Origin of the sequence: Vibrio celticus (genome assembly GCF_024347335.1) — a bacterium.
In the GTDB taxonomy this organism is placed as follows: domain Bacteria; phylum Pseudomonadota; class Gammaproteobacteria; order Enterobacterales; family Vibrionaceae; genus Vibrio; species Vibrio celticus.
In genome coordinates this window covers 1,069,285-1,087,783 of sequence record NZ_AP025464.1, presented here as the reverse complement: position 1 = coordinate 1,087,783, position 18,499 = coordinate 1,069,285, and the positions used below count along the sequence as shown (strand labels likewise).

At 44.9% G+C, this 18,499-nt stretch carries 15 protein-coding genes and 1 pseudogene; 7 read left to right on the top strand and 9 right to left on the bottom strand.

Annotated features, from left to right (window positions below; all coding sequences use genetic code 11):
* Window positions 1–3: 3 nt before the first annotated feature.
* The 3 genes and pseudogenes from codB to OCV19_RS20815 all read right to left on the bottom strand — a co-directional run.
* Window positions 4–1,029 (bottom strand): annotated as a pseudogene (gene codB / locus OCV19_RS20825) (cytosine permease); the annotation flags it as partial.
* A 717-nt stretch (window positions 1,030–1,746) separates the two neighbouring features.
* On the bottom strand, window positions 1,747–2,970 hold the full coding sequence (locus tag OCV19_RS20820) for an HlyD family secretion protein (RefSeq protein ID WP_048608932.1): 1,224 nt from the start codon (window positions 2,968–2,970) through the stop codon (window positions 1,747–1,749).
* Window positions 2,964–3,314 carry an MFS transporter gene (locus tag OCV19_RS20815; protein ID WP_017066493.1) on the bottom strand — a complete coding sequence of 117 codons (351 nt, stop codon included), beginning with the start codon at window positions 3,312–3,314 and terminating at the stop codon, window positions 2,964–2,966. Before OCV19_RS20815 ends, OCV19_RS20820 begins: the two co-directional genes overlap by 7 nt.
* A 133-nt stretch (window positions 3,315–3,447) precedes the next feature.
* Here OCV19_RS20815 and OCV19_RS20810 point away from each other — a divergent pair, with 133 nt between their 5' ends.
* Entirely contained in the window at window positions 3,448–4,455 is a 1,008-nt protein-coding gene (locus OCV19_RS20810; protein WP_065675837.1) for an AraC family transcriptional regulator, read from the top strand.
* A 10-nt stretch (window positions 4,456–4,465) separates the two neighbouring features.
* On the opposite strand, the gene OCV19_RS20805 is transcribed toward OCV19_RS20810, so the two are convergent.
* Together OCV19_RS20805 and OCV19_RS20800 are read right to left on the bottom strand one after the other, a co-directional pair.
* Entirely contained in the window at window positions 4,466–5,428 is a 963-nt protein-coding gene (locus tag OCV19_RS20805) for an urea transporter (RefSeq protein ID WP_065675838.1), read from the bottom strand.
* An 82-nt stretch (window positions 5,429–5,510) separates the two neighbouring features.
* Window positions 5,511–6,170, bottom strand: a complete 660-nt coding sequence (locus tag OCV19_RS20800) for a pyridoxamine 5'-phosphate oxidase family protein (RefSeq protein WP_065675839.1) — start codon at window positions 6,168–6,170, stop codon at window positions 5,511–5,513.
* A 90-nt stretch (window positions 6,171–6,260) separates the two neighbouring features.
* Between OCV19_RS20800 and pdxR the strand changes: the two genes are divergently transcribed.
* Entirely contained in the window at window positions 6,261–7,718 is a 1,458-nt protein-coding gene (pdxR, locus tag OCV19_RS20795; RefSeq protein ID WP_065675840.1) for a MocR-like pyridoxine biosynthesis transcription factor PdxR, read from the top strand.
* Window positions 7,719–7,734: 16 nt separating this feature from the next.
* Here pdxR and yjeH read toward each other — a convergent pair whose 3' ends face one another.
* Window positions 7,735–9,000, bottom strand: a complete 1,266-nt coding sequence (yjeH, locus tag OCV19_RS20790) for an L-methionine/branched-chain amino acid transporter (protein WP_065675841.1) — start codon at window positions 8,998–9,000, stop codon at window positions 7,735–7,737.
* A gap of 254 nt (window positions 9,001–9,254) precedes the next feature.
* Here yjeH and OCV19_RS20785 point away from each other — a divergent pair, with 254 nt between their 5' ends.
* From OCV19_RS20785 to OCV19_RS20775, 3 genes are all read left to right on the top strand, one after another.
* A complete protein-coding gene (locus OCV19_RS20785) occupies window positions 9,255–9,716 on the top strand; it encodes an Lrp/AsnC family transcriptional regulator (protein WP_065675842.1) in 462 nt (153 codons plus the stop codon).
* Window positions 9,710–10,630, top strand: a complete 921-nt coding sequence (locus tag OCV19_RS20780) for a LysR family transcriptional regulator (RefSeq protein WP_065675843.1) — start codon at window positions 9,710–9,712, stop codon at window positions 10,628–10,630. Before OCV19_RS20785 ends, OCV19_RS20780 begins: the two co-directional genes overlap by 7 nt.
* A gap of 127 nt (window positions 10,631–10,757) precedes the next feature.
* Window positions 10,758–11,372 (top strand): LysE family translocator, encoded by a 615-nt coding sequence (locus OCV19_RS20775; protein WP_048659058.1) that lies wholly within the window; start codon window positions 10,758–10,760, stop codon window positions 11,370–11,372.
* A gap of 115 nt (window positions 11,373–11,487) precedes the next feature.
* Here the strand turns inward: OCV19_RS20775 and OCV19_RS20770 are convergent, their stop codons facing one another.
* The gene (locus tag OCV19_RS20770) at window positions 11,488–12,651 is read right to left on the bottom strand and encodes an alpha/beta hydrolase (protein WP_065675844.1); all 1,164 of its coding nucleotides are present in this window, start codon (window positions 12,649–12,651) and stop codon (window positions 11,488–11,490) included.
* A gap of 53 nt (window positions 12,652–12,704) precedes the next feature.
* Entirely contained in the window at window positions 12,705–12,935 is a 231-nt protein-coding gene (locus OCV19_RS20765) for a hypothetical protein (RefSeq protein ID WP_048659061.1), read from the bottom strand.
* A gap of 273 nt (window positions 12,936–13,208) precedes the next feature.
* Here OCV19_RS20765 and hcp point away from each other — a divergent pair, with 273 nt between their 5' ends.
* Both hcp and OCV19_RS20755 read left to right on the top strand, forming a co-directional pair.
* Complete coding sequence (gene hcp / locus OCV19_RS20760) at window positions 13,209–14,870, top strand: hydroxylamine reductase (RefSeq protein WP_065675845.1); 1,662 nt, start codon at window positions 13,209–13,211, stop codon at window positions 14,868–14,870.
* A gap of 119 nt (window positions 14,871–14,989) precedes the next feature.
* Window positions 14,990–16,045 carry a hybrid-cluster NAD(P)-dependent oxidoreductase gene (locus tag OCV19_RS20755; protein ID WP_065675846.1) on the top strand — a complete coding sequence of 352 codons (1,056 nt, stop codon included), beginning with the start codon at window positions 14,990–14,992 and terminating at the stop codon, window positions 16,043–16,045.
* Window positions 16,046–16,284: 239 nt separating this feature from the next.
* Here OCV19_RS20755 and OCV19_RS20750 read toward each other — a convergent pair whose 3' ends face one another.
* Window positions 16,285–17,721: a glyceraldehyde-3-phosphate dehydrogenase gene (locus OCV19_RS20750; protein WP_050621730.1), complete on the bottom strand. Its 1,437-nt coding sequence runs from the start codon at window positions 17,719–17,721 to the stop codon at window positions 16,285–16,287.
* Window positions 17,722–18,499: the final 778 nt, after the last annotated feature.

Sequence of the window (18,499 nt, the reverse complement as noted above, 5' to 3'; positions counted from 1 at the left end):
TCCTTAAGCGGCCTGAGATTTCAGAGCTTTTTTGTTCAATAGAGGATTAAGCACGAGGTAACTGATTGCACCACCTAACACTGCGTTCAAAGGAACAACGCCAGGTAGGAAGTGACCAGCGGCTACGCCTGTTGCTACCGCGATAATGCCAGCCCAGTTTACGGTTTGGAACTCTGCATTTGCAAAATCTTTGTAACGTTTACGGTTCGCGAAGAAGTCGGCGATGATTACGCCACCAATTGGTGGAATCGCCAGCGAAAGGAAGGTTAACCAACCAACGAAGTTGTTGTATAACCAAAGCGCGAAAATCGTACCGATAATGCCGTTAATGATAGACATTGTAGTACTTGAGCGACCAGTGATGTTAGATAAACCCAGACCCGATGCATAAAGTGCATTCTCATTGGTTGTCCAGATGTTCAAGCCAAGCACGATGATCGCTGGAAGCAGTAACCCTTGTGCAATCATCACATCTGAAATGTCTGATTGGCCTGTTGCTGCTGCACCGGCTGCGCCAAAGATAAACATCAGTGAGTTACCGATGAAGAATGCAACCATTGTGATTAATACTGCGCTCGCAGGCTTTTTACCAAAGCGAACAAAATCGGCCGTTAGCGTACCCGCACTAACAAATGAACCTACAACCATTGCAAGAGCCATTGAGAAGTCCATTGGCGTCTCTGGTTTAATTAGTTGCAGTTGTTCTAGTCCGCCAACGCTGTCTACCGCAGTCAGTACTGAGTAACCACCCAGAATCGCAATCGCAGGTACCGCAATCGCTGAAAGTACCATTAGTGCTTTAATGCCGAAGTACACCGTCCCCGTCATTAACAAGCCAGATACGATAATCAAGGTGTTGGTATCAATGCCCGTTGCTTTTTGTACTGGAATCGCAAACATCGCAACACCCACACCAAACCAACCGACTTGTGTACCACCAAGTAGAGCAGAAGGAAGCCATGAGCCTTTTGTACCGAAAGAGAAACGAGCTAGGAGGTGAGTAGAGAGGCCAGTAGATGAGCCGATGTAGGAACCGGCCCTAGACTGTAGTTATTATCAGCAGCCATTTTTTACCTCCGCAAATGATCAAAATTAAAATTAACGGTCGCCGTATTGCAGGCAAACGTGCGCATTATGGTGATATAAATCACACAGTCAATGCTAATTTTGTCAATAAGGGCGATTTAAAATCAGTTATTGCAGTAATTATCTTGTAAAACATAATGTTATTTTCTGTATTTATTTCAAAAAAATAAATAGAAAACGTTTTCTATAACGGGTTGGTTATCTGCTGTTCTTGGTTGGTTATGAATGTTGATTATTATACGTTTGAATGGGTGTCTGTATCGAAAAGGAGGGTGGCCGGCCAAACTGCAGGTAAAAAAATAGCCAATCGCAATAATCGCAATTGGCTTAAATATTATGTGAACAAGAATAGGTTCACTAACAACGTCAGTTGGCTAGGTGACCCTCGGCTTAAGAAGGGTCAATATATACATAGCAGTTAGCGTGCCAACTTTTAAAACCACGTAAAACGGCAGTTTTATAGCAATCTGGTGCGTATTTGAGCGTTTAATTTGCGTTTTTGCAATGACTAATTGCAAAATGCAATTGCGATTTGCAACTTTAGAGTGTTGATTCGTTTTTCGAGTTTGTGTTCTTTTTGGAGACGAATAGTGAAATAAACAAAAGCCCGTGCGATCTAAGAGCGCACGGGCTTGGGTATTGTTTCCCCAATAGGAAGTATTAGATGGAATAGAAGAAGTACAGTTGAGACTTCATTCTAATGATGATCCCGCGTATTACGTCTAGGAACGCCATAAAGCTGATAGGCTTCTCACCGCTTACCCAGGCTAATCCGACAGAGCCAACAGGAATATCGTAACCCTCTGCCTCATCAATTTTTAAACGAACAAAGTGGTGCTTGTTCTGAAGGTTTTTGCCTGTGGTAACACGAACCTGCTCATCGATACCCAGCAAGCTTGCTTGCGCTTCACCAGTCGCTTCTACAATACCTTCTACGGTTGCAGAGAATACTTTCCCTGGGTATACCGCTGTCGCAAATTCTGCTGGTTGACCGACCTTAATATTACGAATCGCTTGGTGGTTCACTCGCATCAGCACGTACTTCTCTTCGGTATACATCTGGATACGAGGCATCATTGAAACACGCTGACCCTCACGAAGAATAAAGTTCGTTACAAAGCCGTCAGTCGGTGCCGTGACTTTGGTGCTGTTCAAGTCCCATTGTGCTTGTGCCAGTGTTGCCTTTGCTGAATCGACCTCAGTTTGCTTCTTGCTCACATTGGTTTCAGCTTTGTGGATGTTTAACTTTGCATTCTCGGCATCGACTTCTTTCTTGCTAAGCTGAGATTCCAATGTCGTAACGTTATACGTCGCTAAGTCTACCTTTGCTGTTTGTTGGTCGATGTCAGTTTCAGTGATCGTATGTTCTACCACTTTGTTTTGCTTCTGGTAACGATCAAGCGTCTTTGACTGCAGCACCAAGTCTGTTTTAGCCGAATCTATTTGTGCGACTGAAGCTTTGATGTCTTCAAGCGCCGATTGGTAGCTGACTTTTGCAATGCTCACTTCTTGGCGAGCTGTGTCTAAAGCGACCTCTGCAGATTCAAGTTGAACGCTGGCTTTGTCTCTTGCGATGACATATTTGGTGTCATCAATTTCGTAAATTAGCTGTCCTTCAGTCACATCCTGGTTCGGGTGGATGTGGACTTTGGAAGTTTTTCCCGACACATTAGTTGAGTCTGGACGCAACTGAATATGTGGAGATTGAACCACTGAGCCTCCCGATAGATCCATCGGAGTAAAGTTGAGTAGGCCAACCCATACAAACAGCAACCAAGATGTACCCCCTAGGTACGCAAACGCCTTTGTGCCTTTGTTCCAAGGCATACCAACAAGTCTGAGTAAGTAAATGAACAGTGCCCAAATTGCCAAGCCTTCTAACATGTTTGGCTCTCCTCATCTTGTTTATCGGAAGTTGTTTGCTCCTTGGTTGTTGTCGGTGACTTCCATGTGTCTCTTAGATTGATGATGGCTTTTTCCATATCAACGAAGGCCAAAATTACTGCTAGTACCCATACCCAGTGCCATACAAAACCAATCCATGTTAATGCGGTGATCAAACCGAGTTGTTGATGCTCTTTACTGTGAGCCTTGTTGATTGGTAATTCATGTACACGCCAGAAGCCGTAACATGCAGCAGCGATGGTTGCGACCAACACTACGCCTGCAACTACGTGTAGTGCGGTATCTGCGCCGGTTCCGACAAATGGGACACTAACTAAACTCATTGATATACCCTAGGTTAAATTGAGCGCCGAGTGTGATTGATATCAGATTCAGAGGTTGAAAATTTACCAATTACTTTAATAATGATGTCAATATGATTTGATCTGTAATAACGACTTCTAAGTATGGTAGCTAATGAACAATTGTAACTTCTTAAGAGCATTGGGTATTTTGGGTATTTACCAATACGCAACGACCAATAAGGCCGTGAATACTGAGCAATTAGGTATTCCTAAATCGGTGTTTAATAACCCGATGAACCTTATTCCCGTAAGTGAAGTGGACAAATGGTATGGCTTGCTTGAACAACAAGCCGGTGATCCCGATATTATCTTGAAGTTGGCTGATAGGGTGGATATTGAAAGGCTAGGTCCTCTTTCGAACTGGTTTTTCTCGGAGCACGATCTGGCGTCGTCTATACGCCGAGTTAACATCGGGTTGCACTGTTTGCAGTCCGGCGCTTTCCTGTATGGCGCTCAAGTCGGTAATTTCATCAAATGGTGCTACGACAATCCTGCTTATACTGAGGTGGGTAAAGTTCATGACTCAATTCGAGTTGCCATCTTTATGATGAAGATATTAAGGCGTTACTTGGGAGACGACTTTACTCCCGCAGCCGTCTCTATCGCAGGTTATCGCGAGAACACTCAACTCTATCAAGAGTATTTTGGGTGCAATATTCAGTGGGGCCAGCCACGAACTGAAATCTGGATACCAAGCCAGTCGAGGTTATCGAGCAATCAAGCCCCTTCTAGCGGCAAGATGAGCTTGGCAATGAACTTTCATGACTTAGATAATTACCTCAACATGCCTGATGCCGCGGATGAGCATAAGGTGACCTATGAGATGATTAATTACAGTCGCCATTTCGGCCTGCCAACACTGCATAAAGTGTCGAGTTTGCTTGGGTTATCTGAACAGCAATTTCAACGTCGATTGCATAACTTAGGCATCAACTTTTCTACCATTATGGGCTATGCGCTAAGTAACGTGGCGGTGGAGTTGTTGATGTATTCAGTGCCAATAAAAGAAGTCGCGACGAGGCTCGGCTATACCAATGTCGCGAGCTTTAATCGGATGTTTAAGAAACATCGAGGTTTGACACCTAAGCAATATGTTGAGCGCTTAAAAACCGGCCTGTAACTATACAGAGCTAACTTATGGTTCGCTTATGGATCAGGCTAGACAAGTAAACCACAGCCCAAGTACTCAAAATGAAAGGGGCGGTGAGTGGTAGTAGTGACAGTTCATGAAAACCAAGTGTGATTACACAGCTTAATAGCATGCCTAATAGAGTTAACGGCCAAGGGATTCGCGGATAGAGCACAAGTGCTAAAGTGGCAAGAATGGCGTTGTACCCGTAAAGACCTTGGGCTACCAGTTCGTTAGAAGCGCCAATCAAATCGCTAAATACGGTGCTAATTATTACTGCGAGCATAACCCAAATGGCACTCTTGATATTGTTGAGTGCGATGGCAACCCAGATAACGAGCCCCGACAACGCATTTTCGATGAAGCTGACTTGGCTTATCCCTTTTAACAACGGGATCACCACTGTTGGCAGGTTAAACCACGAGCTAGCCTCAATACTGATGAATGGCATCAGTGCGGAATCAGGTGCAGAAAACGCTGATAGCTCAAAGGCTGATTGGATAATATAAATCAGCCAAGTGGTGAGGATAAAGGCGCTAGTGTAACCGCGATATTTCTTAAAACTGAATACGATGTGGGCAATCGGCACCGTGACTAATGCACCTAACACAGTCACTAAAGCCAATAATGGTGTCACACCAAAAAAGTTACCGATAAATAAGCCAATTAAAGCGCCATTTAGCGCGTACATTCCACTATCAATGTCGTCTACTGACTTGTTGGTGTTGGTGTTGGTGTTGGTGTTGGTGTTGGTGTTGGTGTTGGTGTTGGTGTACATATAGCCATAGAAGGCCAATGCAAAGCTGCAACTAGCGCCAAGTAAGGTAAGAAAAGCCAGTGCAAGTGACTCAATAGAAATGGCAAGCAACAGCAAAATCGACGTCATGACAGACGGTGTGAAATAGACTTGCCCGATGCCATTGAGCAAGCCTTGAAATGGTAGAATATCCCTGTTCGTTTTCATTGTCTGATTACATTATTGAGTCATGTTAAATTTTTGTAATTCAGATTGTATACAATTTTATCAAGTTCACCATCTTCGAGTGTTAATTCTGATACCAACGTTCACCATAAGCTTGTTGGTAATCTGGTGTTTCAATAATGCCTTCTTGCTCTGGAACGGTTTCTAACGGCCCAACAACCGTTCGATAAGGTAATACGCCAGCCCATACTGGAATGTCCATATCGGCTTTATCATCATTCACACCATGCTTACCAATTTTTACAGACGCTTCCGTTAACGGTATTGCTAATAGCTCGGTCGCAGTCAGTTCCTTTTCATTACTGAGCCTGACTTCATCGGTTCTGCCCGGCGCGATTTGCTCAATAAAGATATTCAACAAGCGATCCTTTTCTTGGTTGTCATCGATGACTGAAAATGACCCCAACACCACAGCAGAACGATAATGCGCGCTGTGATGAAATGCCGAACGAGTCAACACCCAACCATCGAACAAGGTGAACGTTAAACAGGTTGGTTCTCCCTTTTTTAGCCCTTTTAGTAGGCGACTGTTTTTAGCCCCATGAATGTAGACCATGTCATCCACTCGCCACGCGAGCATCGGGATAACCATTGGGCCTTGTTCGCCCTGCAATGCAATGTGTGCGATTAAGCTCTCATCAATAATTTGGTGCAGTTTCTCTTGTTCAAATACGGCTTTGTGAGCCCCTTTTTTAATCGTGGTTCTTTTCGTGTTAGATAACATAATCGCTCCTTAATCATTGCCTTTTGATTAATGTAGCGATTAACTGGTCTATTAAATAGAGCCACTTTTAAACACTATTTGGATCCAGTTATGCAGCCTATCGATGTCGGTGACCTACAATTAGACGAACAACACGACACGCGTCAAACCGCCTTGTTCCACGCTATCAGAGAGAAGATCGTTCAAGATTTATGGAGCAAGGGCAGTAAGTTACCTTCAACACGTAAGTTGGCCGTCGAGTTATCGGTGAGTCGAAATACGGTGATTTATGCGTACGAACAACTGGTCACTGAAGGTTATATCGAGAGTAAGCAAGGCTCAGGGTTTTATGTCTCGGTTGAACAACCAGAACACTTTCTAAGTTTGTCTCAACCGAAGTGTGTTCAGGATGCAAAGATTAAACAAACAGTCAGTCAACCGAGTGCAAACATAGCCACACCTAACGACATTAACCGTAGCTTTGCCCCCGGAGTCCCAGACTTAGATGCGTTCCCTTTTGCGAAATGGCAGAGGTTGCTGCAACGCCACTCTACACGTCAGAACATTGCGGGCAATCAAGAGGTTCAGGGAAGCTTAGCCTTGAGAGAAGCATTGAGCGGGTACCTTGCAAGCAGTCGTTCGGTTCATTGCAGTGCCGACAGAATCATCATCACCGCAGGTGCGCAGCAAGCCATCTCAATCGGATTAATGGCAACGTTAACGATGGGCGACAAAATCCTTGTAGAGGAACCCGGTTATCGACAAGTACATAAAATTATCGATCTGTTGAGACTAAAGTTAGACGGTGTAAGTGTGCGTGAAAAGGTGGGGCTAGATATTGAGAAAGTGTTGGCCAGTAATGCTAAGGCTCTGTATGTCACACCGAGTAACCAATACCCAATGGGCACGACTTTAAATACTGAGCAACGCCTTAAACTTATCGATTGGGCCAATCAACATCAGTCATGGATCATTGAAGACGACTACGACAGTGAGTTCCAGTTTGCTCATCGCCCTTATACCAGCATGCAAGGGTTGGCGGGAAAGTTGGGGTTCGATGATCGCATCATCTATGTCGGCTCTCTGAGTAAGGTGATGTTCAATGGCCTTCGATTAGGGTACTTAGTGGTGCCAGAAAGTCTGGTGGCGAAGTGTCTTGAGATCAAAGATGCGCTTACTGGAGACACGGCGTCCCACACACAGGAAGCTTTGGCGGATTTTGTTCGAGAAGGCGATTTGCTGCGTCATATTAGAAAGATGCGTCGGTTATACAAACTCAAGTATGAAACCATGATAGAAGCGATTGAAAGCGAGTTTAACGGTGATCTTGAAGTGATCAGTCAGGCGGCAGGGCTACATGTGACCGTGCAGTGGTATCAAGGTATATCTGAACATGAGTGGAGCCGACGAGCTGAGCTTGAAAATATCATCATTCGTCCGTTTGATTTTTATGAGTACGGTTCGAGTGATGCTCGTGATTGGAGTGGGGCGGTGCTGGGGTTTGGAAATATCCGTCTGGCTGAGATAAAGCCGAAGATCAAACAGATCGCTCGGCTTTTTTATCAGTGATATTGGTAGGTATCGTTTACAGCTTGTCGACAGAAACGGTGGGTTTACCCAACCACTTTCGCCAAGGGAGTGACAATGTCACAAAAATAGTCACGGCATAGAGCATCGACCAACTTAAACAGATAAACACCAAGGTACAGATGACCAATGAAAGCATGGCTGTGTATCTAGATGCGCCTGTTAGTAATCGGCAAGCGGCTAACATTGCGAGCAGATAAACCAGAACAAAAATACCGTTAGCGAGCTTGAGAAAGAACTCAAGGTCCAAGTTAGAGAGTTCACCAATCACACACGAGATAAGCACGACAAAGCCAATTGCTATCGTTGGGTAAAGTGGTACGCCGCGGCTGTTCAGTTGAGCCATTCGACTTGTAGGTGTGTGTTGACGAGCCTGAGCCCAGATCATCCGAGACAGGCTTTGTGTGTAAAGGTTGAGGCTGGCAAAGCAAGCAAAGAACCCCAGCACGCTGATGACGGTCTTAAAGCCATTACCAAACAGTTGTTCTGTTACCCAAGGGATGGATGCAGCGTCGAATTCAGGTGAACCGTAAGCACCCAGTTTAAGAATCACTACTGAACAAGCCCAATACACTAGCCCCGCAACAAAACAGCCTGCAATGATCGCGATTGGGAAGTCACGTTGTGGATTTTTGAACTCCTCTCCCATGTGAGCAAAAGCTTCTATTCCGACAAAGCACCAAAACATGACAGCCAACGCAGCGCCGATAGACCACATAGAATCGGACGAGATGGCTGGAAGAGCAACATTGGCTACCGTGATGTCGGCTTTCCAAACAAAAGCGCTAACCAAGGCGAAAATCGACAACGCAATCACCGTTTGTAAGCGGCCAGAAGATTTACTGCCCATCAAATTGACGGCAATAAGCAGGGCGACGGTAAAGGATTGAGCACCAAGTGGTGTGTCGAGAGGCGCAGGTAACAATTGTTGAGCAAAGCCACCTGCCAGTGCAATGGCCGCTGGAATACCGACAGGAATAACACTCACAAACAACCACGCCACGCTTGTTTCTAATCGCTCGCTAAACGCCTGACGCACAAAGTAGGCCGTGCCACCTGCATTCGGGTAGCGTTTTCCTAGTGCTGCGAAGGTTAGTGCAATCGGGCAAATAGCGATAAACAGGATTAACCAAGCGAGAAGAGACAACTGTCCTGCAATGCCTGCTGCGATCGCAGGGATCATAAATAATCCAGTGCCTAGCAAGGTCGTCGAGAGTTGTCCGATTCCTGAAATAAGCGTGATTTCTTGTTTGAGTTGTGTCATTCGCTCTCCTAGCTATTTGATTCTGGTCACGGTCTTCCAGTAACTTTCTTCTGGTGTGTGAGAAGTTATGATTGAGAGCATACATTGTTGACATCAATAATACAGCTAGCGAAACGTCGTAAGACACCGTCATTTTAACGGTATTAATCCGATTAAGCGTGAAAGTGTCGGCTGTCATAATGGCTGTTATAAGTAGGAAAGTTGTGTCAAATTAGGCGTTATAAATAGAACAATAAGTGGAAAGAATCAGAAGTATGGATAAATTTGATCGCCAGATTTTGGATATTCTCAAAACCAACGCTCGATGCTCAGTGAGTGATATCGCACGAGATGTCAGTCTCTCGCGCTCGGCGGTGAACGCCAGAATCAAGAAACTGGAAAGCGATAAAGTGATTACGGGCTACTGCGCTCAAGTGACAGAACCCAATCAAACGAAGAATGTGTGTGCTTATATTTTGTTGAAGTTCGACATGTCGAGCAGCGACCATAGTTGTGAGTCCTACGCGCAACGAATCCAGAGTATTGATGGTGTGCAGTGGTGTCACTCGATCAGCGGTGAGACGGATATGATGCTGTACGTTGAAGTGGAAAGCATGGAGCGTTTAAATCAAGTTCGCGACCAACTGCAGAGCTATCCAGATCTGCGTCACCTAATGACTCATACTGTGCTTACCGAGTTTTTTAACAAACTGAATCCGACGGTACATCCATGTTAGGCAATATCAACTTAAACCTACTGCGTTCGCTGCATGTACTTCTAGAAGAGTGTCATGTCAGCCGCGCAGCTCAACGCTTGCATATTACACAGTCAGCGGTTAGCCGCCAACTTAGCCAGCTAAGAAATTTGTGTGGCGATCCTTTGTTGGTTCGTGATGGTAACAAACTGGTTCCTACTAATCGTGCTCTTCAGCTTAAAGATAAGCTCGATGACTTGCTTGGAGAGTTTGATCACCTGTTAGACGATAAACCCTTTGAGCCACGAGACTGGCAAGGTGAGTTGGTGTTGTCTTCGAGTGATTATGTGGCTCAGTATATTCTTCCTGTGATTGTGGCAGAGGTGTCCGCTGAAGCGCCGAACATCAATTTGGCTTATCGCCTGTGGCAGCCAAACTACCTTGAAGCACTGAACGAGTCGGGGATCCACTTAGCTTCTAGTATGTTTCCCACAAAGCCAGAGCATGTTTCAAGCATCAAACTTGGTGAAGACAAGTCGGTGTGTTTGATGCGCAAGTCTCACCCAATAGCTCAACAAGTGGTTTTGAGTGCAGAAGACATTGTTAACTACTCTCACATAAAGGTGACGGGGGGCGGAGATAAAGACAGCTACGCGGACATAGCATTGAAGAAGCAAGGACTTAAGCGAAGAGTCGCGCTACAGGTTCCGTTCTTTTCGTCGGCTGGTACTGTATTGATGCAAGACGATTACCTGATGATTGTGCCGGAACATATCGCCTATAACCTAGGTCGACACCTCGATACTACCTACTTTTCTTTGCCGTTTGATACGGAAATGCATACCTATTGGTTAATGTGGCACCCTAAATATGACAACGACTCTGCCCACAAATGGGCGAGAGAAAAGGCATTCCAAGCCATGAAAAAGTCGAGTTACAATATCAGTATGATTTGAAATCATAAGTGTAATGATAACCTTTGATTTCAAATGATACGTTCTGCGGATTATGGTAAGTGCCAAGTATTGAGTATTAAGCGTAGAGTGTTCAGCTGGAACGCTTTATTTTACTAGGAATGGAATGATGACAGTAACAATTTGGTTTTCTTTATTAGCGATTTGCTTGTTGGGTGCAATGTCTCCGGGCCCGAGTTTGGCGATGATCGCTAAGCACAGCTTGGCTGGTGGCCGCATGAACGGACTTATCGCAGCTTGGTCGCATGCTGCTGGTATCGGTATTTATGCGTTCGCAACCATTGTTGGTTTGGCCGTTGTGCTTGAGCAATCACCAATGTTGTTCAAAGGTATTAGTTTAGCGGGTGCTGCGTATCTGCTTTATCTCGGCGTAAACGCGTTACGTTCGAAAGGTGGTGTTGCCGCGAAATTAGAGGCGGGGGAAAAGATGAGTTACATGCAGTCTGCTCGCGAGGCTTTCTTGATCTCTATCTTAAGCCCAAAGATTGCGCTGTTCTTCATCGCTCTGTTCAGCCAATTTGTTGCATTAGGTAATGAACTGACCAATCAAGTGATCATTGTCTCAACGCCGTTGATTGTCGACGGCCTTTGGTACACTTTTATCACCTTGGTGCTATCTAGCCCGTTGATTGTTGAACGTATTCGCTCAAAGGCGCAGCTGATTGACCGACTATCAGGTTTGGTGTTGATCCTGCTTGCTGTTCGTGTGGTGTGGACGATATAGCAGTAAGCGATAAGAGTAAGTTACGAGAAACGATACTCATTAAAAAAGGCTCACTAGACGTTATCTAGTGAGCCTTTTTGATTTCTATGGATTGGCTTCGACAGGTTTGAGCTTGTTAGCCTTCAGAATTCAGCACGGCATCTAACTTCGCCATAGAATCTGAGAAGTAGGGGTTGTAGGTCAAACGCGCATGGTTCTTCCCTTCCTCGCGATAGCCCCATGCTGAGTACCAAACTTCACTGGTTGCATTACATTGTTCTTCAAAGCCTTCAGCCTGACCATTAGAGCAGATCTTCTCGCTACCATTGATTCCGTAGTAAGGGTTGCTTGGTGAGAACAGCAAGCCCATGTGAGATCCGTTCGAGATACGCTGATCTGGAATTTTCATGCTGTACTGAACAGCGCGAGGATCCTCGAGAGTCGTCTCTCCTTGCCAAACCAGCACATTGTTTGGATTCGGCATAGATTCAGTAAAGGCTTGCTGAACGTAATTGGTGTCAATCACGCTGTCGCCTTCACTCATCATAATAAACACTGGTTTATCGAAGTGTTTATCTTGTAAGTCATCACGTACGACTTCTGATGTCTCGTAGTAAACCGATGCACCGTTCATTGGCAGTGAGTTGTAACGCAGCACATTATCTTCAGGATCTTGATCGGCCCAAGTGACAAAGTAGCTCGCTAGCTCTGCATATTGAACGGCTGACGAGCTCGGTTGAAACGCAGGGGAGAACAACAGTAACCCAGAGATCTTTGGATCATGCATCGCCTGTGAAGTCACGAGATTCGCGCCGGTTGAATAGCCGCCTAGCCAAACAGAATCATACTCTTGCTCAAGTAACTTCGTATGATGAGCTACCACACCTTGCCAATCTTCTAGGCTCGGCTGCATTAAGTCACCCACGCGACTACCGTGACCCGGCAGTAACACGGTTCTCACTAAGTAACCTTGCTCAGCCAAATGGGTAGCGATGTCTTTAAATGAGTAGGGTGAGTCACCTAATCCATGAACCAGTAACACTGCCTTTCCGTTTGGCGAGGTTGGTTGATACTCGGTTGGCGAATTGAGTTGGATCTCGAGTTGTTTGTCTTCCGTCATGAACACACGGTTTTTCAATAACCAATCTTGGGTGTCATTGACGTAGGCATCAAAGCTGTCTTGCTGATAGCTAGGCAAATCTGGAGAAGTTTCGTAAGCGGGTATTGATGTCTCGTTGGAGCAACCAACGAGACTTAAAGTCGTTAAGGCCAGCAGTGCTAGGAGGGGCTTTCTTTGCATTATGTAATCTTGTCTCTGTTGTGCTTTCACTATGTCTGAAACTGAAGTTTAGATTATTTTCTGCTTGAAAGGTCTTCGTATTCGCCTTCAATAACACCGGCATCATGGGTTGATGACTGACGAGTGTTCATATGAGCTGCGAAACCTTGTTTCTTCATTTGATTCTGAATGCGCTTGCCAGTGATTAAAGCTGCAATAGCCAAAGGAATAGCAAGGATCAAGCTTGTGAATAGTGCCAAAAGGCCAGTAAATAATGCAACAATCGTAACTAATATATTTTTCATATTCATTCCTCTTTTTCTATGTTGTTACTTTATCGCTTCTATTCTGAACGAAACATGAACGCCGTTAATTAATCTCGGAGAGTCACTATGACACGGATGTGTGCTCTTGGTGAGTTTATATGTAGTCATAATCACGCACTAAAAACATGGAATACAGCTAAGTCTAATAAAATCAATGAGTTAAAAGTTGGCACGGTTGATGCTCTATAGGGGTTGGAATAAGTCACTGTAAGCAAAGCACTTACAGCTAATAAAAATTACTGGAGCCCCTATATGTTCTGTATTCAATGTGAACAAACCATTCAAACACCCACTGTAAAAGGCTGTTCTTTCGCACAAGGTATGTGTGGTAAAACCTCGGAAGTGTCAGACCTTCAAGATGTGTTGGTGTATTCTCTTCAAGGTGTTTCTTTCTGGGCTAATTTAGGCCGTGCTTGTGATGTTATTGATACTGAAATTGATGAATGGGCACCAAAAGCATTTTTCGCAACATTAACGAACGTTAACTTCGATCCTGCTCGCATCATCGAATTTGCTCAGCAATCTCACGAGTTTAAGCAGCGTTTAGAACAACAAGTTCGAGCGGCAGCTACGTTGACCGGTTTTGAGATCCCAGCGCTTTCTGCTGCTGCTCATTTCGATCTTCCAACGGATTCGTCAGAGTTATTGGCGCTTGCCCCTCAAGCAGCGGTAAACCGCGGTCACGACTCTCAACACGAAGATGTGATTGGTCTTCGCCTTCTTTGCCTATACGGCTTAAAAGGTGCGGCAGCGTACATGGAGCACGCACGTGTTCTTGGTCAAACTGACAATGCTATTTTTGCTGAATACCACGAAATCATGGCGTTCCTAGGTACAGACCCATCAGACCTAAAACAACTGTTAGATACGTCTATGCAGATTGGCTTAATGAACTACAAAGTAATGGAAATGCTGGATAAGGGCGAGACAGATACATTTGGTCACCCTCAACCAACAACCGTGAATGTGAAGACGAAGAAAGGTCACTGTATCCTTGTTTCTGGTCACGACCTGCATGACCTAGAAAAGATCCTTCAACAAACAGAGGGCAAGGGCATTAACGTTTACACCAACGGTGAGATGCTACCTGCACACGGTTACCCTGAACTGAACAAGTACCCACACCTTGCGGGTAACTACGGCAGCGCTTGGCAGAATCAGCAAAAAGAATTTGCGAACTTCCCTGGTGCGATCGTAATGACATCTAACTGTTTGCTTAACCCTGATGTAGGCTCATACGCTGACCGTCTATTTACGCGTAGCATCGTTGGCTGGCCGGGTGTTGCTCACCTTGAAGGTGACGATTTCAGCGCTGTGATCGATTGTGCTCTTGCACAAGAAGGCTTCAAGCATGACGAGATCGAGCAAATGATCACTGTTGGCTTTGGTCGTAACGCACTGATGGAAGCAGCGCCTGCGGTTGTTGAGCAAGTGAAAGAAGGCAACATTAAGCACTTCTTCTTAGTCGGTGGTTGTGACGGCGACAAATCTGAGCGTAGTTACTACACAGATTTCACAGCTCAAGCACCAGAAGATTCAGTAATCCTGACCTTGGCATGTGGTAAATTCCGTTTTAATAAGAACCAATTTGGCGATATTAACGGTATCCCACGTCTGTTAGATGTTGGTCAATGTAACGATGCTTACTCTGCTATTCAGCTTGCTTTAGCACTGTCTAAAGAGTTTGACTGCGGCATCAACGAACTGCCTCTAACACTTGTTCTTTCTTGGTTCGAGCAAAAAGCGATCGTTATCCTGCTTACTCTGTTTGCTCTTGGTGTGAAAGGCATCTACACAGGCCCAACAGCGCCAGCGTTCCTAACAGAAAACCTACTAAAGATTATTCAAGACGAGTTCGATATGCGTTCTATCTCAACGCCAGAGCAAGATCTTAAAACAATCTTAGCGGCTTAATTTAAGCCAACCTGAAGCCCCGTTGTTGTGACGTTTTTCAAAAACAGACAACGGCGGGGCTTTTTCGATTTAAATCCTTAATCATTTAATCATCTAGTCATTAGCAAGGTACACGAACTATGTATGCATGGTCGGATAGCGATTCAATCAATTTAGTGTGTTTAAAGAAATGGCATGAGACGCCAGATACGGTCAGCTTTGAGCTTGGCAGCATTCCACAAGACTTACATTTTAATTTTAAGCCTGGGCAATTTATTACTCTGGGTTTAGATATGCCGACGAAAACGGATTACCGTGCTTATTCAGTGGCTTCTTGCCCGGAAGATAACCGTCTGAAGTTGACGGTCAAGCGTGTGGAAGGTGGCTTGGTTTCGAACTTTATTGTTGATGAGCTTGATGAAGGTGATGAGGTTTCAGTGTTGAAGCCGGCAGGCGCGTTTAACTGTATTGATTGTATGCCAACGGCGACAAAGAAAGTAACGCTAGTGAGTGCAGGCTGTGGTATCACACCAGTAATGGCGATGGTCAAGTATTGGCTGTCTCAAGGCAGTGACATCGAGATTGATTTCGTCCACATGGCACGCAACAAGCTTGAGACTATCTACTTTCAAGAACTTCATCAGCTCGATGAATTACATGCGAATTTCAACTTAAAACTGCTGCTAAAAGACAACGAAGGAACAACGGCTTCTCAAGGTCGTTTAGATAAAAACTGGTTAGTGAAACTGAGCCCAGATATCTTAGAGAGAACGGTTTACCTGTGTGGGCCTGTAGGCTTCATGCAAGACATTGAAAGTTATCTGAAAGAACTTGAGTTCAACATGGATAACTTCTATCAAGAAAGCTTCACTCCTGCTACTCAGAATGCTCAATCAGAAGCGTCAAAAGCCGAAGTTGCTGACGATACGAATAGTGCTGTTAAGGTATTTGTGCCAGCGTTCGGAGCTGAAGTTGAAGCGGAAACTGGTACACCATTGGCGGATTCATTAGAAAAAGCAGGCGTTCCAATTATCATCGCTTGTCGCAGCGGTATTTGTGGTTCGTGTAAATGCAAAGTGACCAAAGGGTCTGTGGAATCAAGCAGCCAAGAGACATTGACGCCAGAACAGATTGAGCAGGGGTACGTGCTCGCATGTTCAAGCTCGATTCAGTCAGATGTTGAGGTTGAATTATAACAGACGTGAAGCTGTGCAAGGGTGATGAAGACAAGGTCTTGTCATAGCGATAAAAGTTAGGGCGCTAGATGTAAAAAGGCCACCTAGATCAGTTAGAGAGAGCAGATCTAAGTGGCAACCCTCTTGTTTATACGGGGGAGTAAAACAAAAGGGGTTGCGAAGCCCATACAGACTTCGCAGATATAGTTATTATGTTGTGGAGCTGGTTGCGCTGGACGTATCTACAAGAGCGAAGTTGATTAAACTTCAGGGTATGTCTTGTAGCGTACACCCATCATCTGTTCCATACAGTGAACAACTTGGCAGCTGTAGCCAAACTCGTTATCGTACCAAATGTACAGCACGGCACGGTTGTCTTGTGCGATAGTCGCCACACCGTCAACCACACCTGGGTGACGAGAGCCAACCAAGTCTGTAGATACAATCTCAGTTGAGTCTGTGTAATCGATTTGTGCAGACAAAGCAGAAGACAGCGCCATTTCACGTAGGTACTCGTTCAACTCTTCTTTGTTTGTGCCTTTCTCAAGGTTTAGGTTCGCTACTGCCATTGAAACGTTTGGCGTAGGTACGCGAATCGCATTACCTGTTAGCTTACCTTCCATTTCCGGCATCGCTTTTGATACTGCTTTAGCAGCGCCAGTCGATGTCAAAACCATGTTCAATGATGCAGCACGACCACGACGATCACCCGAGTGGAAGTTATCGATTAGGTTTTGATCATTGGTAAATGAGTGCACCGTTTCGATGTGACCAGACAGCACGCCAAACTTGTCGTGAACCGCTTTCAATACTGGAGTGATTGCGTTAGTAGTACAGCTTGCTGCAGAGATGATGGTGTCTTCTGGCTGAATAACATTTTCATTTACACCAAATACCACGTTCTTGATGTCGCCTTTACCAGGCGCAGTCAGTAGCACTTTCTTCGCACCGTTACACGCAACGTGCTGGCTCAGGCCTTCCGCGTCACGCCATACGCCTGTGTTATCAACCACAAGTGCGTTTTCAATACCGTAAGTCGTGTAATCCACTTCTTCTGGTTTGTTTGCGTAGATAACTTGGATGAAGTTGCCGTTAACGATGATCGCTTTGCGTTCTTGGTCTACAACAATGCTGCCGTTGAATTGGCCGTGTACAGAGTCACGACGAAGCAGGCTTGCACGTTTTTCTAGGTCACCATCTTTGCCGCCACGTACAACGATTGCACGTAAACGCAGTGGGTAACCCGGGCCACTTTTCTCGATCAACAGGCGAGTGAGCAGTCGGCCAATACGACCAAAACCGTACAATACAACGTCACGAGGTTCTGTCATCGCATCGCCTTCAAGCGATTCAATTAGCGCAGTTTGTAGGAAATCATCCAACCCGTGTGTGTCTTCGCGATCTTGCCAGAATGAATGTGCAAGGCGACCAACGTCAATACGACATGGAGATAAGTCCATAGAGAGAAGGTGTTGAATGATAGGTTGAGTCTGTTCTGCTGTAAGAGGAGAACCAGTGTAACGTTTTGCGATGCGGTGAGCTTTGATGATGTCGATAGTTGTCGCGTTAACTAAGGTCTTACCAAAGAGGATAACTTCTACGCCTTTTTGACGGTATAACTGACCTAAAGTTGGAGCGATGGATTCAGCAATGGTTTGACTAGTTTGCCAATCTAGGAGGTGCTTTTCGGGACTCATCTTTACTCGGGACCTTTCACGTTAAGTTTCTGCATTCATGGCGGTTGTAGGGAAGCCAATCAGCATAGGGGATTTGAGGCATCAGGCTGTGGTCTTTATTGCCACTTAAATGTGCTGATATACCTTGTGTGTAACTTGTAATTTTTATGTGGCAGGATTGTAAGGTACGACGGGTTATTCTGCTAGGAAAAATAAATGCAGACAAAATCTCTGTAAATTGGCTTTATATTAGCCATAAATCAAGATTTGAACGTCAATAAAGACTATTGACTTTAACAATCTGTAGCACTTATTTTTCGTCAAAAAATACTCAATTCAAAAGATAATATGTAATACAGGTCATATTGAACATTAAAGGTGTGATCGCTAACTCAAGTTACACGTAAACAGTAAACGACAAATAAGGGAATCAGCGAGTATTGTTGTTCGACCTTTGAATAAGTCTAGTTTGAGCGTGAAAAGTGCATCACGCAAACGATTGGATGTCACAATTTTAACCTAACTATCCGCTTTGTTAGCGCGCAGAGTCATTATTCACAGTCTAGTTGAGCCGCGAAATGTGGCCGTTCACTTGTTATGCGCGTGATAATAACTGGAGAAAACGTCTTTTGTTTACATTTTGCTCTCTGAAACCTCGCTTGTTTAAACCAGTCTTAATAAAAGCACGCCTTTCCGCTTTAAAACTCTTTTCTGGATACCAGTTGGCTTTAATTTTTCGTTCTGGGCTCAGAGTATCGTTTGTTCATATCCAATTTGATCAATAACCCCCTGTTAATGT